23 protein-coding genes are annotated in these 20,886 nt (G+C 65.6%); 18 read left to right on the top strand and 5 right to left on the bottom strand.

Features of this window, described 5'->3' with window-relative positions; all coding sequences use genetic code 11:
• Nucleotide 1: 1 nt before the first annotated feature.
• The 5 genes from U8326_RS01345 to U8326_RS01325 all read right to left on the bottom strand — a co-directional run bounded on the left by U8326_RS01345 (nt 2) and on the right by U8326_RS01325 (nt 5,689).
• Nucleotides 2-1,534 carry a DHA2 family efflux MFS transporter permease subunit gene (locus tag U8326_RS01345; protein ID WP_324741884.1) on the bottom strand — a complete coding sequence of 511 codons (1,533 nt, stop codon included), beginning with the start codon at nt 1,532-1,534 and terminating at the stop codon, nt 2-4.
• Complete coding sequence (locus U8326_RS01340) at nt 1,531-2,712, bottom strand: efflux RND transporter periplasmic adaptor subunit (protein ID WP_324741883.1); 1,182 nt, start codon at nt 2,710-2,712, stop codon at nt 1,531-1,533. The genes U8326_RS01345 and U8326_RS01340 overlap by 4 nt, the downstream gene beginning before the upstream one ends.
• A complete protein-coding gene (locus U8326_RS01335; RefSeq protein WP_324741882.1) occupies nt 2,709-4,151 on the bottom strand; it encodes an efflux transporter outer membrane subunit in 1,443 nt (480 codons plus the stop codon). The genes U8326_RS01340 and U8326_RS01335 overlap by 4 nt, the downstream gene beginning before the upstream one ends.
• Complete coding sequence (locus U8326_RS01330; RefSeq protein ID WP_324741881.1) at nt 4,148-4,630, bottom strand: MarR family transcriptional regulator; 483 nt, start codon at nt 4,628-4,630, stop codon at nt 4,148-4,150. The genes U8326_RS01335 and U8326_RS01330 overlap by 4 nt, the downstream gene beginning before the upstream one ends.
• Nucleotides 4,631-4,828: 198 nt before the next feature.
• On the bottom strand, nt 4,829-5,689 hold the full coding sequence (locus U8326_RS01325; protein ID WP_324741880.1) for a flagellin: 861 nt from the start codon (nt 5,687-5,689) through the stop codon (nt 4,829-4,831).
• A gap of 236 nt (nt 5,690-5,925) precedes the next feature.
• Here U8326_RS01325 and U8326_RS01320 point away from each other — a divergent pair, with 236 nt between their 5' ends.
• The 18 genes from U8326_RS01320 to fliS are packed head-to-tail and all read left to right on the top strand — an operon-like array spanning nt 5,926 to nt 20,836.
• Nucleotides 5,926-7,176: a sigma-54 interaction domain-containing protein gene (locus tag U8326_RS01320; protein WP_324741879.1), complete on the top strand. Its 1,251-nt coding sequence runs from the start codon at nt 5,926-5,928 to the stop codon at nt 7,174-7,176.
• Nucleotides 7,173-7,538 (top strand): flagellar hook-basal body complex protein FliE, encoded by a 366-nt coding sequence (fliE, locus tag U8326_RS01315; RefSeq protein WP_324741878.1) that lies wholly within the window; start codon nt 7,173-7,175, stop codon nt 7,536-7,538. The genes U8326_RS01320 and fliE overlap by 4 nt, the downstream gene beginning before the upstream one ends.
• Nucleotides 7,539-7,541: 3 nt before the next feature.
• Complete coding sequence (fliF, locus tag U8326_RS01310) at nt 7,542-9,188, top strand: flagellar basal-body MS-ring/collar protein FliF (RefSeq protein ID WP_324741877.1); 1,647 nt, start codon at nt 7,542-7,544, stop codon at nt 9,186-9,188.
• Nucleotides 9,189-9,190: 2 nt separating this feature from the next.
• Entirely contained in the window at nt 9,191-10,198 is a 1,008-nt protein-coding gene (gene fliG, locus U8326_RS01305; RefSeq protein ID WP_324743661.1) for a flagellar motor switch protein FliG, read from the top strand.
• Nucleotides 10,191-10,763: a FliH/SctL family protein gene (locus tag U8326_RS01300; RefSeq protein ID WP_324741876.1), complete on the top strand. Its 573-nt coding sequence runs from the start codon at nt 10,191-10,193 to the stop codon at nt 10,761-10,763. Before fliG ends, U8326_RS01300 begins: the two co-directional genes overlap by 8 nt.
• Nucleotides 10,757-12,088: a FliI/YscN family ATPase gene (locus U8326_RS01295; protein ID WP_324741875.1), complete on the top strand. Its 1,332-nt coding sequence runs from the start codon at nt 10,757-10,759 to the stop codon at nt 12,086-12,088. Before U8326_RS01300 ends, U8326_RS01295 begins: the two co-directional genes overlap by 7 nt.
• Nucleotides 12,078-12,500 carry a hypothetical protein gene (locus U8326_RS01290; protein WP_324741874.1) on the top strand — a complete coding sequence of 141 codons (423 nt, stop codon included), beginning with the start codon at nt 12,078-12,080 and terminating at the stop codon, nt 12,498-12,500. The genes U8326_RS01295 and U8326_RS01290 overlap by 11 nt, the downstream gene beginning before the upstream one ends.
• 32 nt (nt 12,501-12,532) lie before the next feature.
• A complete protein-coding gene (locus tag U8326_RS01285) occupies nt 12,533-13,930 on the top strand; it encodes a hypothetical protein (protein WP_324741873.1) in 1,398 nt (465 codons plus the stop codon).
• 31 nt (nt 13,931-13,961) lie between these two features.
• On the top strand, nt 13,962-14,552 hold the full coding sequence (locus U8326_RS01280) for a flagellar basal body-associated FliL family protein (protein WP_324741872.1): 591 nt from the start codon (nt 13,962-13,964) through the stop codon (nt 14,550-14,552).
• Nucleotides 14,549-15,460, top strand: a complete 912-nt coding sequence (locus U8326_RS01275) for a FliM/FliN family flagellar motor switch protein (protein ID WP_324741871.1) — start codon at nt 14,549-14,551, stop codon at nt 15,458-15,460. The genes U8326_RS01280 and U8326_RS01275 overlap by 4 nt, the downstream gene beginning before the upstream one ends.
• Nucleotide 15,461: 1 nt before the next feature.
• Nucleotides 15,462-15,737: a flagellar motor switch protein FliN gene (gene fliN, locus U8326_RS01270; protein WP_324741870.1), complete on the top strand. Its 276-nt coding sequence runs from the start codon at nt 15,462-15,464 to the stop codon at nt 15,735-15,737.
• The gene (locus U8326_RS01265; protein WP_324741869.1) at nt 15,737-16,042 is read left to right on the top strand and encodes a flagellar biosynthetic protein FliO; all 306 of its coding nucleotides are present in this window, start codon (nt 15,737-15,739) and stop codon (nt 16,040-16,042) included. Before fliN ends, U8326_RS01265 begins: the two co-directional genes overlap by 1 nt.
• On the top strand, nt 16,039-16,791 hold the full coding sequence (gene fliP / locus U8326_RS01260) for a flagellar type III secretion system pore protein FliP (protein WP_324741868.1): 753 nt from the start codon (nt 16,039-16,041) through the stop codon (nt 16,789-16,791). The genes U8326_RS01265 and fliP overlap by 4 nt, the downstream gene beginning before the upstream one ends.
• Before the next feature lie 5 nt (nt 16,792-16,796).
• The gene (locus tag U8326_RS01255) at nt 16,797-17,069 is read left to right on the top strand and encodes a flagellar biosynthetic protein FliQ (RefSeq protein ID WP_324741867.1); all 273 of its coding nucleotides are present in this window, start codon (nt 16,797-16,799) and stop codon (nt 17,067-17,069) included.
• Nucleotides 17,066-17,848, top strand: coding sequence for a flagellar biosynthetic protein FliR (gene fliR / locus U8326_RS01250; protein WP_324741866.1), 783 nt, complete (start codon nt 17,066-17,068; stop codon nt 17,846-17,848). The genes U8326_RS01255 and fliR overlap by 4 nt, the downstream gene beginning before the upstream one ends.
• Nucleotides 17,845-18,984: a flagellar type III secretion system protein FlhB gene (locus tag U8326_RS01245; protein ID WP_324741865.1), complete on the top strand. Its 1,140-nt coding sequence runs from the start codon at nt 17,845-17,847 to the stop codon at nt 18,982-18,984. Before fliR ends, U8326_RS01245 begins: the two co-directional genes overlap by 4 nt.
• Before the next feature lie 30 nt (nt 18,985-19,014).
• Nucleotides 19,015-20,454 (top strand): flagellar filament capping protein FliD, encoded by a 1,440-nt coding sequence (fliD, locus tag U8326_RS01240; RefSeq protein ID WP_324741864.1) that lies wholly within the window; start codon nt 19,015-19,017, stop codon nt 20,452-20,454.
• Between the two features lies 1 nt (nt 20,455).
• Complete coding sequence (gene fliS, locus U8326_RS01235; RefSeq protein WP_324741863.1) at nt 20,456-20,836, top strand: flagellar export chaperone FliS; 381 nt, start codon at nt 20,456-20,458, stop codon at nt 20,834-20,836.
• The last annotated feature ends 50 nt before the right edge of the window (nt 20,837-20,886 follow it).

The raw sequence follows: 20,886 nt of genomic DNA, 5'->3' as shown, positions 1-20,886 counted from the left end.
ATCAGTCCGCCGCCGCCGCGGGCGGGGCACCGGCGGGCCGCTTGGTGAGCCATACCAGCGCAATCATCGCGACCGAGATCCAGCCGGAAATCCAGAACAGGTCGGCGGACGACAGGAGATAGGCCTGCTGCACCATCTGCCGGGTGATCCCGGCCGCCGCCTGCAGATCGGTCATTCCCAGATGGCCAACCCCCTCGACCGCCGCCCGATAGGCCGGCGAGGTTTCGGTGACGACTTCCGCCAGCCGGCTCTGGTGCAAGGCCTCGCGGCGGTCCCAGGCCGTCGTGACGATCGACGCGGCGAAGCTCGCGCAGGTGATGCGGGCGAAATTGGAAATGCCGGTTGCGGAGGGCACCTTCTCAGGCGGAATGCGGTCGAGCTGGATCGTCAGCATGGTGACGAAGAAGCAGCTCATCGCCACGCCATTGACCAGCAGCGGGACGGTGAGGCTCCAGAAATCGGCCTGCGTCGTATAGTTGGCGCGCATGAAATAGGAAATCGCGAAGGCGACGAAGGAAATCGACGCCAGCAGCCGCGCGTCGATCTTCCCGCTGATCCGCGCGACGATGGGAGTGAGGACGATCGCCACCAGCCCGCTGGGCGCGGCGACGAAGCCCGCCCAGGTGGCGGTGTAGCCCATCTGGGTCTGCAGCCAGAGCGGCAGGATCAGCACATTGGCGAAGAAGACCGCATAGCCCAGGCAGGCGGCAATCGTGCCCAATGCGAAGTTGCGATCCTTGAACAGCTTGAGATCCACCGCCGGATGCGCATCCGTCAGTTCCCAGATCAGCCATGCGAAGAAGCCGATCACCGCGATGATCGCCGCGATCACGATGGTCGAGGAATTGAACCAGTCCGAATTCTTGCCGAGATCGAGCATGACCTGCAGCGCGCCCACCCACACGATCAGCATGGCCACCCCGATCCGGTCTATCGGCAGCTTGCGGGTGGGCGTTTCCCGCGACGCCAGCATCCGCCAGCACACCAGCGCGCAGAACAGGCCGATCGGCACGTTGATGAGGAAAATCCAGCTCCAGTGGTAATTGTCGGAAATATACCCGCCCAGGATCGGGCCGGCGACAGGGGCGACCAGCGTGGTCACGGACCAGACGGCAAGCGCGGTGGCCCGCTTGCTCGCGGGAAAGATCGCCATCAGCAGCGCCTGGCTGCCCGGGATCATCGGGCCGGAAACCGCGCCCTGCAGGATGCGGAACATGATGAGCGATTCCAGGCTCCAGGCGATGCCGCACAGGAAGGAAGCAAGCGTGAACAGCGCCACCGACCAGATGAAGGTCTTCACCACCCCGAACCGGCCCATCAGCCAGCCGGTGAGCGGAACCGCCACGCCATTGGCCACGGCGAAGGAGGTGACGATCCAGGTGCCGCTGTCGGCGCTGACCCCGAGATTTCCCGCAATGGTCGGCAGCGAGACATTGGCGATGGTCGTATCCAGCACCTGCATGAAGGTGCCGAGCGCCAGCGCCACCGAAGCGAGCGCCAGCGCCCCGCCTTTCAGCGGGGTGTGGCCATTCACCGGCCGCCGCCCCGATTGGCGGCGATGATCTGGGCGATCCGCGCATTCACCGCCGCCGTATCGCCCGGATTGCCGCTTTCCTGCCTGAACAGGGGGCTGGCCGGCTGGCCGAGCAGTGGCCCGGACCGATCGCTCGTATCCACCTCGGCCTGCACCGACAGGCCGATCCGCAGCGGATGCTTGTCCAGCTCCCTGGGATCGAGCTTGATGCGGACCGGCAGGCGCTGGACGATCTTGATCCAGTTCCCGCTCGCGTTCTGGGGCGGCAGCAGGGCGAAGGCATTGCCGCTGCCGGCGGAAAGGCCGGCGACCTGCCCATGGAATTTCACGTCGCCGCCATAGATATCGGCCTCGATGGTGACAGGCTGCCCGATCCGCAGGTCCTTCAGCTGCGTCTCGCGGAAATTCGCGTCGATCCAGACATCGCGCAGCGGCACCACCGCCATCAGCGGCGAACCGGCGGCGATCTGCTGGCCGATCTGCACCCTGCGCTGCGCGACCAGCCCGCTCACCGGCGCGACGATATGCATATGGCTGCGGCGGATGGCGGCGCGGCGATAGTCGGCTATCGCGGCAAGCACCGCGGGATGGTTTTCCAGGCCGGTGCCGCGCACCTGCGCGCTGGCCTGCGAATACTGGCTTTGCGCGAGGGCGAGCGCGGCCTGCGCGGTCTTCACCATATCGGCGGCATGGGCCACTTCCTCGCCGGACACGGCCCCGGCCGCGGCGGCCTGGCGGCGGCGCGTGAGATCGGCCTGCGCCTTGCCGAGTTCGGCGCGGGCGCTGTTCACGGCCGCCGAAGCGCCGTCGACCTGCAGGAAATTGCCGCGCACGGTGCGCACCGCGCGGGCAAGCTGGGCTTCCGCCGCCGCGAGTTCCACATCCGCCGTGGCCGGGTCGAGATCGACCAGCGGCTGCCCGGCCTTCACGGTCTGCGTGTCATCCGCGTAAATGCCGATGACGGTGCCCGGGTCCTGCGCGGTGATCGCCACCGTATCCCCCGCCACATAGGCATCGTCGGTTTCCTCGCTCGGCGCCTTGAGCACGAGATAGAGGCCGTAGACCAACGCACAGGCCGCGACCGCGACGGCCAGGATAATCAGCCACCGGCGCCGCGCGGATGCATTGGCGGCCTGGACCGTTTCCGCGGGCGGGTTGTTTGCAGATGCCTCTGTCATGGATTGGGCCTCGATGAGGGTTGCGGCGCGGATGCGAGCGGATCGTTGCGGTCGAACCCGCCGCCGATCGCCACCGTCAGCCGAATTGCGGAAACAAGGGTCTGCGCTTGCAGATTGGCTTCGTTCTGCTGCGCCTCGAGCAAGCGGATATCCGGCCCGACCAGGTCCAGCCGCGAATCCAGGCCGGAAGCGACCCGCACGCGATTGAGCCGGGTCACTTCGGCAAGACCATGCAGCGCCTGCCGCTGCTCGTTCAGTTCGGCGCGGGAATATTCGACCAGCGCCAGCGCATCGGCCGCCTCGCGAACCGCGCCGAGCACCGTCTCATTGTAATCCGCGACGGCTTGGTCGAGCCGCGCGGTCGCCCCTTCATGCCCGGCGTGCAGCTTGCCGCCTTCGAAGATGGGGAGATGGATGGCCGCGCCCGCCCCGTAGGTCACCGCGCCGGACGTGAAGAGGTTGCCCAGCCCGATCGCCTGCGTGCCGACCAGCGCCTTGAGATTGATGTCGGGATAGAACGCCTTGCGCGCCACTTCCCTGCCCGCCTGCGCCGCGTCGATCCGAGCCAGCGCGGCCATGATGTCCGGGCGGCGGGAAAGCAGATCGGCGGGCAGGACGGACGGCAGGGCAAGGGCGGTATCGAAGCGGATCGCCGCCGGGTGGATGGCGGCGTAGTAATCGGCCCCCTGCCCGGCCAGCAGGGCAAGGGCATGGACCAGCAATTCGCGCTGCCCCTGCGCCTCGACCAGAGCCTGCCGCGCCTGCGCCTGCAAGGTTTCCGCCGCCCGCACATCGAGTTCGCTGGCCAACTGGCTGCGCACCCGCGCCCGAACCAGCTGGAGCGCCTTATCCCGCTGGCCGATATTGGCCTGCGCGATGGCGACCAGGCGTTCGGTCCGGGCAAGTTCCACATAGGTCTGGGCGACCGCGCCGGTCAGCGCCAGCCGGGCCGCCGCATAATCCAGCGCCGATGCCTCGGCGCCGGCCTTCGCCTGGGCGACGGCATCGGCCTGCCTGCCCCAGAAATCGAGGTTCCAGCCGAGATTGGCCGCGGCCTGCCCGGTCCAGCGGGTCGAACCGCCATAGGGCGGCGGGATGATGTATTTCTCGCTGAAGCGCGTGCGCTGCTCGTCGGCGTCGATGCCGATCTGCGGCAAGCGAGCGGACTGTTGCGCCGCCACCAGGGACCGGGCTTCCCGCAAGCGGGCCAGCGCGGCATCGAGCCTCGGGCTGCCCGCCAGGGCGTCCTGCATGATCCGGTCGAGCTGCGGATCGCCCAGATCGGCCCACCACGCGGCATTCACATCCGGCGCGGGCTGGGCGGCAAGCCCGAGCGCGGGTTCGGATATGGGTGACACTTCAGGCTGCGCCCGAGGGGTGGCGCAACCCGCAAGCGCGAGGGCGGCCAGCGCCGGAACCATGGCGAACCGGAGCTTCACGGGCGCTGCCCCCCGCAATTGCCTTCCAGATGCTCCAGCCGTCCGAGCAGGCGGGTCAGCAAGTCGATCAGCACCAGCACTTCCTGGCGATCGAAGCCTTCGAGATATTCGTTCCATATCCCCATCACGCGCGGGCCGAGCGCCGCGATCATGGCCCTGCCCTCGTCGGTCACGCGCAGCTTGGTGACGCGCCGGTCCTCGGGGTCCTGGGCGCGCCGCAGCAGCGCCCGCTCCTCGAGCTGATCCAGCACGCGGGTCATCGCCCCGGAATTATGCCCCAGGTTGCGGGCCAGCCCCCCGCAGGTGTCCGCGATGCCGGAATGCAGCAGCGCCAGCACCGCCCACTGGGTGAAGGTGATCTCCAGATCGGCGAAATCCGCCTCCACTCTCGACAGGCCGAGCTTGTGGATACGGCGGATCAGATAGCCGATCGAATTCTGCGGGCGGAAGTTGTCCGGCTGATAGAAAGACTCGGGCATATTACCTGCCTAGGCATTAATTGCCTGAGCAGATAAAATTGCCGCGCCGTGGAGTCAATCGCGTTTCTCACGCGTCTGCGCCCGGACCAGCTGGATTAACGAATCTCGTAAAAACGGGAGCGAACCGGGGGCTTGCCGCCCGCAAAAAACCCGGCGGCCGGGAAGGCCGCCGGGCAGGCTTTGCTGCGAGGGATGCGATTAACGCAGCAGCGAAAGCACGTTCTGCTGGCTCTGGTTGGCCTGGGCCAGCATCGCCGTGGAAGCCTGAGCCAGGATCTGGGCCTTGGCCAGCTTCGTCGTTTCCGCCGAATAATCGGTATCTTCGATGCGCGAACGCGCTTCCGAAAGATTGGTGACGTTGTTGGTCAGGTTGTTGACGGCGGATTCCAGACGGCTCTGCGCGGCGCCGAGCTGAGCGCGAGCCGAGGTAACGCTGGTCAATGCGGTGTCGACATTGGTGATCGTGTCGCCGGCATTGGTGCGGCCCGTGGCAGCATCAGCGCCATCGACCTTGAACCCGGTCGCAGCCGTATTGTTCAGGTTGGTCTTGTCGATATGCGCCTTGTTGATGGTGATGGTATCACCTTCGTTCGCGCCGACCTGGATCGCGAAATTGTCACCAGCAGCCGGAGCGGCCGCGCCGGTGTGGAACAGAGCCACGCCGTTGAACTTGGTGTTGTCGAGCACACTGACGAGTTGCGTGGTCAGTTCGGAAACTTCGACCTGCAGGTTGGCCTGGTCGGTAGCCGAATAGGTGGCGCTGGCGGCCTGGGTCGCCAGTTCGCGGATACGCTGCAGCATGTTGGTGACTTCGCCCAGCGCGCCTTCAGCGGTCTGAGCGAGCGAGATGCCGTCATTGGCGTTGCGGATCGCCTGGTTCATGCCGCGCACCTGCGAGGTCATGGTGGTGGCGATGGCAAGACCGGCGGCGTCGTCCTTGGCGCTGTTGATGCGCTTGCCGCTGGACAGGCGCTCCATGGCGTTGCCCATCAGCTTTTCTGCCGAGGTCGAGGCATTGCTCGCCCGCAGGGCACTGATATTGGTGTTGATAACCGACATTTGCGTGACTCCCGTAGTCTTCGATAGAGTGGCTCCGCCGGGCCCCGTGCCTTTGCGGCTGCCATGGGGAAGAGCGGCTGCATCGCGAATTTTTTTAGGGAAAAAACGCAGGGCCGCTTTCAAACCCGCGGATTTGCGTCACCACACCGTAGTTTTACGGGGCCGAGTGTTACCTCCCTGTTTTCCATGCGGCGCGCAAATGGGCTTACCGATTATAGTTAATTCGGGAGGCAAAGATGAAAGCGGCGCAATTCACGCCTGAAGCGATGCAGCAGCACTGGAACCTGGCGCACAGGCTGACCGCGATTCTTTCAACCGGGGTGACCGGGCAGGACGTCCGGATCTGCGACGAGGCCGAAGAGCCGGTTCCGAACTGCCGGGACATGGCCCTGCGCACCGGCAGAAGCCCGGCGCTCGAGCGGATCGAGGGAACCGCCCGGCTTCGGCTGACCTATACCGACGCCATGGGCGAAGCGACCCTTTCCGCCGCGGTCGCCGCGGCGACCCGTCCGGGCATGCCCATCGCGGTCGATCCGGAGAGCCTTTCGATCCTCGCGCTCGCGGAACGTCTCGCCGACAGCGACATCCCGGTTCTCATCACCGGCCCGACCGGCACCGGCAAGGAAGTGCTGTCGCGCTTCATCCATGAATCCAGCGCGCGCCGCAAAGGCCCGTTCATCGCGATCAATTGCGCCGCGATGCCGGAGACGATGCTCGAAGCCATGCTGTTCGGCCATGAAAAGGGATCGTTCACCGGCGCCAACGCGGCCAGCGAAGGCTTTTTCCGGGCCGCCGACGGCGGAACCCTGCTGCTCGACGAAATCGCCGAAATGCCGCTGACGCTTCAGGCCAAGCTGCTGCGCGCCCTGCAGGAAGGCGAAGTGGTGCCGATCGGCTCGACCCGCCCGGTCAAGGTGGACGTGCGGATCATCGCCTGCGCCAACCGCGATCTGCCCGACGAAGTCGAGCAGGGCCGCTTCCGCGCCGACCTTTACTATCGCCTCAATGTTTTCCCGCTGGCCCTGCGCGCGCTCAACGAGCGGCCGCAGGATATCGGCGCGCTCGCCTTCTCGCTCCTGCTCCGCCACACTCCGGCGGGCCGGCCGATCCCCTGGATCAGCGACGCGGCGCTCGCCATGCTCAAGCTGCACTCCTGGCCGGGCAATGTCCGCGAGCTGGAGAATATCATGCGCCGCGCGCTGCTGCTGGCCCAGGGCAAGGAACGGATCGATCCCGATCATATCGCATTCGATCATGCCGCGCGCAGCGTCTCGCGCATGGAAATCGAACAGCCCCAGCCATCCACCGCCAAGCTGTCCAATATCGTCCAGCTTTCGGAAGCACGGGCCATCATGGCCACGCTGGAAGCCTGCGGCGGACGCCGCGCGGCGGCGGCGAAAGAGCTTGGCATTTCCGAGCGGACGCTGCGCTATCGCCTGGCTTCGTTCCGTGAAGCCGGCCTCGCGGTCAATGGAGGCCGGGCATGAACCCGATCAATTCCGGCGCGGGCGCCGCGGGCGTCCACGACATCATCGCGCTGCGCCAGCAGATCATCGACCGCTCGCAATTGCTGCAGCAGCTTCGGGCGCCCGATGCGCAAGCCGCAAGCAGCGCCGCACAAGGGCCTGCCGGCGGATTTTCGGACAATCTCCGCACCGCGCTCGACAAGGTCAACCAGACCCAGGCCACCGCCGAAGCCTTGTCGACAGGTTATGAAAAGGGCGAAGTCACCGACATCGCCAAGGTCATGATGGCCCGGCAGGAAGCCGGCCTGGCCTTCGAGGCCACGCTTCAGGTCCGGAACAAGCTGTTGTCCGCCTATCAGGACATCATGCGGATGGGGGTATGATAGATGAGCGACATCGTTCCCGCCACACAAGGTAACGCGGCCTCGCCGCTGGCCATGCTCACCGATCCGGGGGGCGGAAGTGCATTGACCCGCATCCGCGGATTTGGGGAACAGCCGGCGGTCAGGCGCGCATTGCCGTGGTTCGCCGGGGTTGCCGGGCTTGGCGTTCTCGCCCTTACCTATGCCGTCCTGTCGCCCGCGCCGCAGCGGGTCCTCTATAATCAGCTCGATGATTCCGAGCGCGCCAGCGTGGTCGCTTCGCTCGACAAGGCGTCGATCTCCTACAAGATCGACAATGCGACCGGATCGCTCACCGTCAATGAGGACGATCTGTATCGCGCCCGGATGCTGGTCGCCTCCGACGGCGCGCTGGCGACGCCGGAAAGCGGCGCGGCCTTGCTGGACTCCCTTCCGCTCGGCGCGAGCCGGACTATGGAAGGGGAACGGCTGCGCGTCGCCCGCGAACGCGAACTGACGCTGACGATCATGGAGATCGACGGCGTCGAAGCCGTCAGGGTCCATCTCGCCGAGCCGGAGCAATCGGTCTTCGTGCGCGAAAGCAATCCGCCATCCGCATCCGTCATGCTCCGCCTCGCCAAGGGGCGCCAGCTCAGCGGCAGCCAGGTAACCGCCATCGCCAATCTCGTCGCGAGTTCGGTATCCGGGCTTTCGATCGACGACATTCGCATCGTCGACCAGCACGGCCGGCTCCTCTCCGAGAAGGAAAGCGAGAAGACCGACGCGCTGGACCTACAGTCGCGCATGGAAGGCAAGCTGCGGACGCAGGTCAATCAACTGCTTACCCCGGTGCTCGGCTCGGGCAATTTCTCCACCGAGGTCCAGGTCGAACTGGACATGGACGAAAAGACATCCGCCCGGGAATCCTATGAAAAGGACGGCGCGGTAAGGCAGGAAACGGAAGAATTGTCCCAGTCCGCGAACGGTTCCGGAGCGGCCGTGGGCGTGCCCGGCATCCTTTCCAACACGCCGCCCCCGCCCGCCCAGGCCGAGGAAGGCGCGCCGCAGGGTTCTTCGCCCGCGCAGCAAGCCGCGCCGACCGCAAACCAGCCGATGGCCGGAGAGACGCGGGCCTCGCGCACCTACGAGTTGGGCCGCGAGGTTTCGGTGCTCAACAGCGCCCCGGGCCGCATCAAGCAATTGTCGGTGGCGGTCGCGCTCAGCGCGGAAGCCATGAAGAAAAGCAAGGCATCCGACGTGGACAAGATCAAGGCGCTGGTCAGCGCGGCGGTCGGCGCGGACGCCACGCGCGGCGATCAGGTCGCCGTGATGGTGCGCAGCTTCGAGACCACCGAGATCGAACAGCCGCAATTCTATGAAACCGCCTGGTTCGCGACCCTTGTCCGCAACGGCGTCGCGCTGCTCGGCGTCCTGCTCGTGCTGCTGCTGGGCGTGCGCCCCTTGCTGCGGATGCTGAGCCGCAACAGCCAGCGCCCGAATGAAACGCTGCCGGCATTCGCGGCGCCTGCCGACAGCGACGCTATCGCCCCTTCCGGCGGGCCTGATCCCATCGACCGATCCCTGCTGAACCGGCAGGTCGGGGCCGCGCAAAGGCTGGTCGAGGAACGGCCCGACCGCGCGGTCATCGCCTTGCGGCAGATGCTGAATCAGTCTCAGAACGGAGCGTCGTGACCATGGGCCTCGAAATCGATCCCGCCACGCGCGCCGCCGTGATGGTGATGCTGCTCGACGAACAGCAGGCGACCCGGCTACTCGGCCAGCTCGAACCGGAGGAACTCCGGACGCTGGGCGAACGCATGTGCGCGCTGGGCGACATCGACCCCACCGTCATTTCCAGCACGGTCGCGGATTTCATGGAACTCAGCGAGCATACGGGAATGTCCGTTTCGGATCGCACCAGGCAGGTCCAGTCCTTGATGACCGGCGCCCTGGGCGAGATGAAGGCGGAGAACCTGATGCGTTCCATCGTGCCGGATTCATCCCGCCTGTCCTCCTCGCTCGAACTCGCCAAATGGCTCGATCCGGAAGTGATCGCTCCGCTGATTGAGGACGAGCATCCCCAGCTGATCGCCGTGCTGATGGTGCAGCTCGATCCCCAGGTCGCGGCCAGGGTGCTGCACCGGCTGCCGGACGCGATGCAAACGGAAGTGGTTCACCGCATCGCCACTCTTGACGCGGTTTCCAGCGAGGCGATCGCCATGCTGGAAGAACTGCTGAGCCGGAAGATCACCGCCGCGCATGGCGCCATGCCGCTCACCCTGGGCGGGCCGGCCAATGCCGCCGAAATCATCAACAAGTCCGGCAGCGTCGTCGAAAAGCAGGTCATGTCGCAGCTGAACAAGATCGACCGCTCGCTGGCGAAACGCATCGAAGGGGAAATGTTCCGCTTCGAGCATCTCCTTGTGCTCGACGGCCAATCCATGGGCGCATTGCTGCGCGAAGTGGACAGCGAAACACTGGTCGACGCCTTGAAGGGCGCCGCCGAACCGGATCGCGAGGCTTTCTTCGCGGCCATGTCGAGCCGCGCGGCCGACGGTGTGCGCGACGAAATCGATGCGCGCGGGCGCATCAAGATGGCCGAGGTCGAAGCCGCCCAGAAGGCGATGGTCGACATTGCCCGTCGTCTGGCGGCCGATGGCGTGATCGCATTCGGCAACAGCGGCGACGACGAATATGTCTAGTCTGCCGCAATCGCTGTTCGAACCGGGACAGGGCTTTTCCCGCGATGCCCGCTTCGCTCCGCTCGTGCTGGTCGAAGCGCCGGCCGAGCGCGCGGACGATCCGGTCGCCCGCGCCTATGCGGAAGGATATGCCAAGGGGGCCGAGGAAGCCGGGGCGCAAGCCCGGGCCGACGCGGCGCGGGAAATGGCCGCGCGAGGAAAGATCGAGGTTGCCTTCGAGCGGCTGGCGGAAGCGGACGCGCTGCGTCTGGAAGAGCGGCTGCGCGAAACCATTCTGGTGCTGTGCGATCAGGCGCTCGCCCCGCTGGCGATAGATCCGGAAAGCCTCTCGACCCGTATCCGCAAGGCGCTCGGCATGTTCCGGCGCGCAGAGGATGAACGCGTCCTGCGGCTCAATCCGCAGGATCTTGCCCTGGTATCCGGCCATTTGCCGGGCGATCTGAAGGTGGAAGCCGATGCCGCGCTCGAACGCGGCGAGATCAGGGTCGAAACGGCCGACGGCGGGGTCGAGGATGGGCCGCAGCAATGGCGGCGCATTCTCGCCGAGGCGCTCGGTTCGTGCTGAAGCGCTTCGAGGAGATATTGTCCGGTCTGCCGTCGGAGCCGGTCGATCTCGGCCCGACCCGCTTCGGGCTGCTGTCCGCATGTGACGGCGGCCTGCTGGAAGTGAGCGGCCTTTCGGTGCCGGTAGGTTCGCTTTGCCACGTCATGCAAGGCCAGAACCATCACCTTACCGCCGAGGTGATCGGCTTTCGGAACGGCCGCACCATCATGATGCTGCTGGGCGACACGGTTTCCCTCCGCCCCGGATCGCGCGTCTATCCGGGCGGGGCGCCGGGCATGGTGCATGTCGGGGAACGCTTCCTCGGGCGCGCGGTGGACGGGGAAGGCAAGCCGATCGACGGCGGGGAACCGATCCGCGCCAACGAGCAATGGCCGGTAGGCGGTGTCCGGGTGGGCGCGCTGGACCGGACCCGCGTGCGCGAGCCATTCGACACCGGCATCCGCGCGCTGAATGCGCTGACCACCTTCGGCATCGGCCAGCGCGTGGGCATCATGGCCGGTTCCGGCGTGGGCAAGTCGGTGCTGATCGACATGGTGGCCAATGGCGCCGAGGCGGACATCGTGGTCGCCGGGCTGATCGGTGAACGCGCCCGCGAAGTCTCGGATTTCGTGGAACGCCATATGACGGGCGCCCGCCGGCAAAGGACCGTGGTGGTCGCCGTCCCGGCCGACCATGCGCCCAATCTGCGGCTGCGCGGCGCCATGCTGGCGACCAGCCTGGCGGAATATTTCCGCGCCAGGGGCAAACGCGTTCTCCTCATTCTCGACAGCCTGACCCGGGTCGCTCACGCGGCGCGCGAAATAGCATTGCTGCTGGGCGAGCCAGGCGCGGCGCGCGGCTATCCGCCGTCCGCCCTTTCGACGATAACCAAGCTGGTCGAGCGAGCCGGCAATTCCGGCCAGAGCGGCGGCGCGATCACCGGCCTCTACACGGTGCTGGCCGATGGCGACAATCAGGACGACCCGGTCGTGGACACGGCCCGATCCATTCTGGACGGCCACATCGTCCTGTCGCGCGATCTCGCCCAGCGCGGGCAATATCCGGCGATAGATGTCCCCGCCTCGCTCAGCCGGGTGATGGCGGACATCACCGCGCCCGAGCACCAGTCTCTCGCCCGGCAGTTCCGGGCGCTCATGGCCAGCTACGAAGCCAATCGCGACCTCGTCCTGATGGGCGCCTATCGCACCGGAGCCGACCCCCAGCTCGACCGGGCGATCGCCAAGCAGCCGGAACTCGTGAAGTTCCTGTGCCAGGGCGGGCATGAGAAGGCCGGTCTTGACGACAGCATAGCCGCGCTTTCAGGCATCCTCGGCGATGAAGCCTGAAGAACAGCGCCTGAAGCGATTGCAGCGGCTGGAGCGGGTGCGCGCCATCGCCAAGCGCACCCTTGCCACGGAAACCGCGCAAGCGGAGGGAACGCTGGCGCAATTGCAGACCCTCTCGGACCGGACCAGGCAGCTTGCGGACGATTATGCCGCGCGGGACGATGCAAGCGACGGCCACTCGCTGAGGCAAGGATCGCACTTCGCATCCGGGCTCTACAGGATCGCGGCCTCGACCGGGGCGGATGTCTCCACCGCGCGCGAACATGCCAACCGGAAACTCGCCGAGCTGGCGATAGCCGAACGCAAGCGCGCGGCCGTGGAAGAACGTGCAAAAAACGAAGAACAGGCGCTTCAGAAAAAGGCGCAGCAGCCTGCCATCGGCAGCCGCAAGCGAGTTTGGCACGATACTTGAATATTCTTCCTCGAACGCAATTCGAGGTATTCATGATCCAGCTTTCCATCCAGCCGGGCACGGAGACTGCAAAATCCCCGCAAACCGCGGTGTTGGGCCTCGTGCCGGAAGGTCTTTTCGCAGCCATGCTCGAAGGCCGGATGACCACGGAAGCCAGCGCCCCCGGCAATATCTTGCCGGACACCGGCCCGAACCCCGGCAAGGATTTGCCGCTCGATCTTGCGATTGCCGGCAAGGCGGCGATTTCGGCAAAGGAGGAAAGGCTCGAACCCTTGGCCGATCTTGCCGTAAAGCCCGCTGCCCAGACCGAGGCGGAAGACCAGGACGCGAACGGCGAGCCTGCCGCAGAACCGGCCGAAGCCGCAGATGGCATGGAAACGGCGGCCAAGGTGGAGATTGCCATTTCAGAGGCGCCCATCCCGGCCATCGTGGCGATCGTCCCGCAAACGGCCGACACGCATCCCGTTGAAGCGCCCAAAGGCCAGCCCCAGCACGGCAGCAGTGGAACGCCTGTTCCCCTGCCCGCCAATCCGGCCCCGGCCAATCCCCTGCCCGCGCCCTTGCCCGAAGTGAATGATGGCGAGCAACAGCGCCCCACGCACGCGCCTCTGCCCAGGCTCGCTCCGGCAGCCAGCGCAGATCCGGTTCAGCTTCATGCGGAGAAGAGCGCTCCAGCCGCCGAAGCGCCGGTTGAGACCGCAAAGCCAGTTGAGGCAGCAAAGCCGGTTGAAGCCGCAAAGATGCCGGCCGGAACGGAAACGCCCAAGGAACAGGCCGGCGCCCGCTTGCCTGGGGTTCGCCTGCCTGCGGCACGCCAGATCAGGGTCGATCTCGCGGCGGATGCCAGGCCGGAAATGGCAAAGGCCGCAACCGAGCTGCGCGTCAGTGAACGGACCCTGCAGGTTTCGGCCCTTTCGCAAGCGGCGACTCTCGCTGTCGGAGAGGCGACTGCCCCGTCCAATGGGCAGGGCATCCCGCGCGTTGCGCTCCACACGCCCGCAGCGATCCAGCCGCACGATTTCAGCGCCCTGGTGGACAGGCTGGTGGAGGCCCGGGAAGCCGCCCGCCCCCAGACGGTCAACCTGTCGGTCGTCAATTCCGACTTCGGCGAGGTTTCCGTGCGGTTCAACCATGATGATCGCGGCCTGACCGTCTCCATGACGAGCAACGATCCCGAGTTCAATCGCGCCGTCAGCAATGCCATCCCCGCCGATCGCACGGCCTCGGGAGACAGCATGGCCCAGAATGGCCGCCGCGATGACGGTGGCCAGCATTCCTCCTCTCGCGGGGCAGGCGATTCCTCCTCGACGAGCAACACGGGCGGAGAGGGGCGCGAACGGCGCGACACGCACAGGACATTCGCTTCCATCCGCGAAAACCCCTCGCGCCAGGCAGGCAGCGGCACGGCACGCAGCGGAATCTTCGCCTGACCGGCAAATCTTCAACAGGGACAGATAGACAATGAGCGACGCGGAAAAGGATCGATCCAAGCCGGCCAAGAAAGGCAAGGGCCTGATCGTGAAATCTCTGATGGGCATAATCCTCATCGGCGCCGGCGCAGGCGGCACTTTCGGACTGGTGCAGGCCGGAATGCTGGGCGGCAAGCATGAGGCGGCGAAGGAAGACAATACGCCCAAGCTGATCCGCAAGGGCGACGTGGACCCCTATGCGCCGCCAGCCGAAAAGGAAGGCGCTGACGCAGGCCTTGACGTGCCCGGCGATGGCGGCAGCAAATATCGCACGTCCTACTATTCCTTCGCGGACGATTTCACCTCCAACCTCAAAGGCTCGGCAGGCCTTATCCAGGTGAGCCTCGCCGCATCGACCCAGCGTGACGGCCGGGTGCTGATCTGGCTCAGGAAGCACGAACTGGCGGTGCGTTCGCGCATCCTGATCGAACTGGCCGATACCCCCGAGGAAGAGATAATGACGCCGGAAGGCAAGGAACGGCTGCAAAAGCGCCTGACCGCGGCGATCAACGACGTGCTTACCCAGGCCGAAGGCTTCGGCGGCATCAACTCCGTCTATTTCAAGAGCCTGCTGGTGCAATGAAGCCCGAAGGCGTCTTTATTGCGGAGCGCGTCGCGGCCCAGCATGACCGCGAATTGCTGCGCGGCGGCGTTCGCCAGGCCGATCCGATCAAGGATCTGGACCGGATGGGCGCCCGTGTCGCGGAGCTGATCGCGCCTGCGCTGTCGCGGCTTTGCGCCGGGAGGAAACTTGCGGTCCGGGCAGTGGCTGCCGCGCAGTTCGACGGCAGCGATGCGCTGATCGAAAAACTTGGCCCGAATGCCGCCATCAACCTGGTGACGGCCGGCGAAAGCCAGGCGCCGCTGATCCTGTCGCTGCCGGCGCGGACCGTGATCGCCTTCGTCGATCTCGCCTATGGCGGCAATGGCGACAGCTCCGCTCCGGTTCCCGAAAAGCTCAGCGCCTCGGCCACGCTGATGGCCGAACGGATGATGCAGCCGCTCAGCGAATCCCTGGCGGGCGCGCTTGCTCCGGAAGGAGAATGCGCCATCCAGTCGCTCTGCAATGGCACCGATCCGGAGCTGCTGGCGCCCTTCGCGGAATGCAACGTGGCGGTTCTGTCCCTCGAAATCGGCGACGGCAGCAGGACCTGGGAAGCCGTTCTCGGCTTTCCTGCCGCGAGCATGGCGGAACTGTTCCGCAATCGCGGCCGGAATGGCGCCGCGCCTGCAAAGGGCAATCAGACCGCCAGCCCCAGGGTGGAACCCTTCGCGGGAATCCCCCTGCCGCTGCGGGCCGTGCTGGTGGACATGGCCGTGCCCGTATCCCTGCTTTCGCAACTGAAGCCGGGGCAGATCCTGCCCGTGGCGGTTGCCCGCAACGTCCCTCTCATGGCGGGCGAGCATGTGATCGCCCACGGCACGGTTGGCGCGCTCGATGATCGCGCGGCCCTGCAATTGACCCAGATTACCGGAAACAAGGAGAACTGACGTGTTCGACGGCGGCGATGGCTTTGCCCTGCTCAAGGATGTCGATGTGAGGCTCTCGGTCGAACTCGGCCGGACCAGCATGAAGCTCAAGGATATTCTGGCCCTCAACGAAGACAGTGTCGTCATGCTCGAGCGGCTGACGGACGAACCGCTCGACGTTCTGGTCAATGGCAAGGTGATCGCCAAGGCCGAGATCGTGACGGAAGGCGGACGCTTCGGCATGCGGATCGTGGAACTCGCCAATGGCGCTCGCGCGCCTTCGGAGGCCGCCGCCTGATGTTCTGGTACGTTCTCAAGCTGCTGGTCCTGCTGCCGCTGATCGGCCTGCTTATCTGGGGCAGCCTCAAGCTCGCCCAGCGGATGCAATCGCGCTTTGGCGCGGCCACCGGCGGAGCCAAGGCGGTGCGGGTCGTGGAAACCACCATGCTTTCCCCCACTCTCAAGCTCGCGGTGATCGAATTTCACGGCCGCGAGATCCTGGTATCGGTATCGCGGCAGGGCCTTACCCGCCTGGCGGAAGCGCCCGCCCGCCCGGCAATCGCTCGAGACACCGCCGGAGAGGCCGCCGGAGACGCCGCATGAAGCGCCTTGCCCTTTCCATCGCGGTCGGCCTGACGCTGCTGCCCGCCACCGCCTTCGCGCAAAGCGCGATCCCGGGCGCATTGGATCGCGCGTTCCAGAATATCGGCGGCGCGCAAGGCGCTGGCCTCAGCATGTCGCTGCAGCTGCTCCTCATCATGGGGCTGCTCACCATCCTGCCCGGGCTGCTGCTCATGATGACGAGCTTCACCCGGATCCTGGTGGTGCTCTCGATCCTGCGCCACGCCCTTGGGCTGCAGCAGTCTCCGCCCAACCAGGTCCTGATCGGCCTGTCCCTGTTCCTTTCGCTGTTCATCATGGCGCCCACGCTGGAGCAGGTGAACGCCAAGGCGATCGCGCCCTATGCGGCCGGGCAGGTCAATGCGGAACAGGCCATCGCCACCGCCGGGACGGAATTTCATGCCTTCATGATACGCCAGACCCGCAAGCAGGATCTGGCCATGTTCGCCGAGATGGCCAAGGCGCCGAAATTCGCGTCGTCCCAGGATGTGCCGTTCTCGATCCTGCTGCCGGCCTTCGTCACCAGCGAACTCAAGACGGCATTCCAGATCGGCTTCATGCTGTTCCTGCCGTTCCTGGTGATCGACCTTGTCGTGTCCAGCGTATTGATGTCGCTGGGCATGATGATGATGTCGCCCACCATCATCTCCCTGCCATTCAAGCTCCTGCTCTTCGTCCTGGTGGATGGATGGGCGCTGCTGATGGGCTCTCTCGCCGCAAGTTTCGGATAGCAGCCATGGACGAGCTTTCCCTTCTCCTGTCGCTGGCGGACCGGATGCTGTGGGTGACGGCGCTTGTCGCCGCCCCGGTCCTGCTGTCGAGCCTTGCCGTCGGCGTGGTAATCGGCATCATCCAGGCCGCCACCTCGGTCAACGAGCAGACCCTCACCTTCGTGCCCAAACTCGCGTCCATCGCGCTTATTCTGGTGATCTTCGGGGCCTCGATGATGGGTCTGCTCGGCGATTTCACGCAGGACATCTTCACCGAGATCGCCCGGATCGGCAAATGATCGGGATGGATTTCGGGTTCGGCGCGCTGGAGGGCGAATTGTGGCGAGTGATCTTCGCCATGACCCGGATCGGCGCCGCCCTGCTCGCCGCACCCTTTTTCGGCGCGGCCACGGTGCCGATGCAATTGCGCGTGGCTATCGCCGGAGCGATCGCCGTGATGGTCTGCGCATGGACGCCGCTGCAGGCCCCGCCAGCCATGCTTTCTTTCGCGGGATTGCTGACAATCGCGGGCGAGGTGCTGATCGGGCTGACGCTCGGCTTCGTGCTGCAGATCATCTTCGCGGCCCCGGTCATGGCGGCGGAAATCATCAGCGGCACGATGGGCCTCAGCATGGCGACGGCGGTCAACCCCGCAACCGGCGAAGGCTCCACCGCGCTCGGCCAGTATTTCTCGGTGGTGCTTGCCCTGATCTTCCTGACCCTGGGCGGGCACCTGCATTGGCTCGCGCTGGTGATCGACAGCTATCAGGTGTTCCCGCCGGGGGAGACATGGCTGGGCGTGGACAGGATCGAGCAGGTTCTCGGCTTTACGGGCCAGATGTTCGCCACCGCCATCGCCATCGCCTTGCCCGTCACATTCGTCCTGCTGATCGTGCAGTTGCTGACCGGCGTGCTCAGCCGCTCGGCCCCTTCGCTCAATCTCTTCGCGCTTGGCCTGCCGGCCGGCGTGCTGGCCGGAATCGCGGCGCTGATCGCCGCCTTGCCGCTCGTCACGGGGCAACTCATGGAACTGAGCCATACCGCGGTGGAACTTAGCGCGAGCTTGCTGGTCCGATGAGCCAGGACAGCGGCGAAAAGACTTTTGCGCCAACACCGAAGCGGCGCAAGGACGCTGCCCGCAAGGGTGACGTCCTGCGCTCGCGAGAGCTTGCCACGGCCATTGCCATGCTGGTCGGCGCGACCTGGCTCAAATTCGCCGGTCCCTGGCTCCTTTCCGGGCTGGAGCACGTCACGCGCATCGGGTTCCATTGGGACAAGGCCGCGCTGGATGCCTTTTCCCCCGGCACGATCATTCTGCCCATGATGATGGCGGTGCTGCCGCCGGTCATCACCCTGGCCAGCGTCGTGATGATCGCCACGGTCGCATCCCAGCTTGCATTTGGCGAAGGCCGCTTCCTCGGCACCAACCTGATGCCGAAGGCGTCCCGGCTCGATCCGGTCGCCGGGCTCAAGCGCATGTTCGGCCCCAACGGCCTGATCGAAATGGTCAAGGGCATCGCCAAGGTCGCGGTCCTGGGGACGATCGCCTATTTCTGGACGACCAGCCATGTGAACATGCTTTCAGGCATCGCCCACGGCCAGCTCATTCCGCAGCTCATCCTCGCCTGGGATGCCATAACCTCGCTGCTGTTCGCGCTGACGGCCGGCCTCGTCCTGATCGCCCTTGTCGATGTGCCGGTTCAGATGCTGCGGCGCCTGAACCGCCTGAAGATGAGCCATCAGGAAATGCGCGACGAGCACAAGGAATCGGAAGGCTCGCCGGAACGCAGGGCGGCGCAGCGGCGGCGGCAGCGCGAACTCGCCATGGGTTCGGTCGGATCGGCCATGCGCGAAGCACAATTCGTCATCACCAACCCGACCCATTTCGCAGTCGCGCTCACCTACGATCCGGCCAGGGCCGCCGCCCCCATCGTCCTTGCCAAGGGCCGCGGCGAAAAGGCCTTGGCGATGCGCGAACTGGCTGCCGAACTCAAAGTGCCGATGCTCGAATATCCCGCGCTGGCCCGCTCGATCTATTACACCACCCGGGAAAGGCAGATCATCCGCGAGGAGCTTTATTCCGCCGTCGCCAGCGTGCTCGCCTTCGTGTTCTCGCTGAAGCGGGGCGAACGTCCCGCTCCGCCGCTGATCTATGTTCCGCTCGAATTGCGGTTCGACACCGACGGCCGCCCGGACCCTCGGGCCAGCACTTAAGTGTAGCCGCGACCAGCCGTTCTAGTTGTCATGGCCACTACAAGCTCCACCTCCTCCCTGTCCGGCTCGCTCATTTCGGCGCTAGGAGCCGGAAGCGGCGTCGACATGGCCGCGCTGGCGGCGAACCTCGCGCAAGCGCAGTTCCAGAGCCGGATCGACCGGCTCGGCACCCAGCAGGAAACGCTTCAAAGCAAGATCTCGACGGCATCCACTCTCAAGAGCCAGATAACGCAGCTGGCCAGCGCGCTGGGTGAACGGGTGCGCGCAGGCGACCTGTCGCCAACGCCCACGATCAGCAATTCCGCTGTCGCCACGGTGCAGAACTCGCTTTCCACCCGCCCTGCCGGAACATACTCCCTGGAAGTGTTTTCGCTCGCCAGCGCTCAAACGCTCTCCAGCCCGGCCTATGCATCCAGCGCCAGCCCGGTCGGATCGGGAACGCTTACCCTGCGGTTCGGAACGGTGGGTTCCGGCAGCTTCGCCGAGGATACCTCGCGATCCGCCGTCGATATAGAGATACCTGCGGGCGCAACGCTCGATGAAGTGGTGAGCAGGATCAATTCCGCCGGAGCCGGCGTCACCGCCTACATCGCGCAGGCCAGCGATGGAGCAAGGCTCGTCCTGAAGGGGCAGGACGGGGCGGCCAACGGCTTCGTGCTGGAAGCATCCGAAACCGCCGGCGACGAGGGATTGGCCGCGCTGGCATGGGAACCTTCCAGCGGCGCTTCCAGCCGTTTGCTGACCGGCGCGGGCAACGCCGAATATGCGCTGGACGGAATCGCGATGACTTCGGCGAGCAACAATCTGGGGCAGATCGCTCCCGGTCTTTCGGTCACGCTCAAGGGCACCAACGCGGGCAATCCGGCACAGATCACCTTTACCGACCCGTCCAGCGCGGTCACTTCGACGATGCAGGATCTGACAACCGCCCTCAACGAGATCATGACCTCGCTCAATGCCGCGATCGACCCCAAGACCGGCGATCTTGCGCGCGACGATGGGGCACGGGCGCTGCAACGCCAGTTGGTCGGCCTTGCCAGCACGATCATCATGCCCAATGCCGCCGGGGATTCGGTCAGGACCTTGTCGGACCTCGGCCTGTCGATCCAGCGCGATGGCACTTTCATGCTGGACACAAGCCGGCTGCAGGCCACTCTGGCCCGCGATCCGGAAGGCGCGGCGGCCATGTTCACCAACGGGCTGTACGGCATTTACTCCACGGTCGACAAGATCGCGCGCAACGCCACGACCGCCGGCAATCCCGGGTCCCTCACGGGGTCGGTCACTCGCTATACCAGCCTGCTTTCCAGCATCTCGGAAGAAAACACCAAGATCGCGGAACAGCAGGAAGCGCTGCGGGCGCGCCTGGCGACGCAATTCTCCGCCGCCGACACACGGATCACCTCCTACAAGTCGACGCTGTCCTTCCTCCAGGCGCAAGTGGCGGCCTGGAACGCGCAGAAAGATTGACATGCTTGCGGGAAAGGACCCCTACAGCGCCTATCAGCGAGTGGAGTTCGACGCGCGCGTGAATGGCGCGACCTCCGCCCAGCTCGTCCACATCTGCTACGATCAGCTGATCTCGGCGCTCAGCACCGCGCTGCTCGCCAACGAGAGGAAGGACGCGACCCTGAAAAGCGGGTCGCTGACCCGCGCCCTGACATCGCTTACCGCGCTGCAGATGGGGATCGATCCGGACAGCGAAATGGCTGAAATCCTCTCCGGCTTTTACGGGGTTGCGCGCAAGGCAATTCTGGAAAGCTCGATCGATTTCGACCCGGAATGCCTGCGCACCATCCGCGAGGATTTCACCGAAATCCGGAACGCGCTGTTCCCTTCCAGCATCGCCTGATCGCACTATCCCGCAATGCCGAAAATTTCGGATTTTCCGGATTTTACCGG

The organism is Tsuneonella sp. CC-YZS046 (genome assembly GCF_035581365.1).
Classification (GTDB): domain Bacteria; phylum Pseudomonadota; class Alphaproteobacteria; order Sphingomonadales; family Sphingomonadaceae; genus JAWKXU01.
The sequence above is the reverse complement of the archived record's forward strand: the minus strand, read 5'-3'. Positions and strand labels throughout refer to the sequence as shown.

Coding starts and splice junctions, on each gene's coding strand:
- U8326_RS01340 (WP_324741883.1), bottom strand. CDS start 2,712: ATGACAGAGGCATCTGCAAACAACCCGCCCGCGGAAACGGTCCAGGCC.
- U8326_RS01330 (WP_324741881.1), bottom strand. CDS start 4,630: ATGCCCGAGTCTTTCTATCAGCCGGACAACTTCCGCCCGCAGAATTCG.
- U8326_RS01325 (WP_324741880.1), bottom strand. CDS start 5,689: ATGTCGGTTATCAACACCAATATCAGTGCCCTGCGGGCGAGCAATGCC.
- U8326_RS01320 (WP_324741879.1), top strand. CDS start 5,926: ATGAAAGCGGCGCAATTCACGCCTGAAGCGATGCAGCAGCACTGGAAC.
- fliE (WP_324741878.1), top strand. CDS start 7,173: ATGAACCCGATCAATTCCGGCGCGGGCGCCGCGGGCGTCCACGACATC.
- fliF (WP_324741877.1), top strand. CDS start 7,542: ATGAGCGACATCGTTCCCGCCACACAAGGTAACGCGGCCTCGCCGCTG.
- fliG (WP_324743661.1), top strand. CDS start 9,191: ATGGGCCTCGAAATCGATCCCGCCACGCGCGCCGCCGTGATGGTGATG.
- U8326_RS01300 (WP_324741876.1), top strand. CDS start 10,191: ATGTCTAGTCTGCCGCAATCGCTGTTCGAACCGGGACAGGGCTTTTCC.
- U8326_RS01290 (WP_324741874.1), top strand. CDS start 12,078: ATGAAGCCTGAAGAACAGCGCCTGAAGCGATTGCAGCGGCTGGAGCGG.
- U8326_RS01285 (WP_324741873.1), top strand. CDS start 12,533: ATGATCCAGCTTTCCATCCAGCCGGGCACGGAGACTGCAAAATCCCCG.
- U8326_RS01280 (WP_324741872.1), top strand. CDS start 13,962: ATGAGCGACGCGGAAAAGGATCGATCCAAGCCGGCCAAGAAAGGCAAG.
- U8326_RS01275 (WP_324741871.1), top strand. CDS start 14,549: ATGAAGCCCGAAGGCGTCTTTATTGCGGAGCGCGTCGCGGCCCAGCAT.
- U8326_RS01265 (WP_324741869.1), top strand. CDS start 15,737: ATGTTCTGGTACGTTCTCAAGCTGCTGGTCCTGCTGCCGCTGATCGGC.
- fliP (WP_324741868.1), top strand. CDS start 16,039: ATGAAGCGCCTTGCCCTTTCCATCGCGGTCGGCCTGACGCTGCTGCCC.
- U8326_RS01255 (WP_324741867.1), top strand. CDS start 16,797: ATGGACGAGCTTTCCCTTCTCCTGTCGCTGGCGGACCGGATGCTGTGG.
- fliR (WP_324741866.1), top strand. CDS start 17,066: ATGATCGGGATGGATTTCGGGTTCGGCGCGCTGGAGGGCGAATTGTGG.
- U8326_RS01245 (WP_324741865.1), top strand. CDS start 17,845: ATGAGCCAGGACAGCGGCGAAAAGACTTTTGCGCCAACACCGAAGCGG.
- fliD (WP_324741864.1), top strand. CDS start 19,015: ATGGCCACTACAAGCTCCACCTCCTCCCTGTCCGGCTCGCTCATTTCG.
- fliS (WP_324741863.1), top strand. CDS start 20,456: ATGCTTGCGGGAAAGGACCCCTACAGCGCCTATCAGCGAGTGGAGTTC.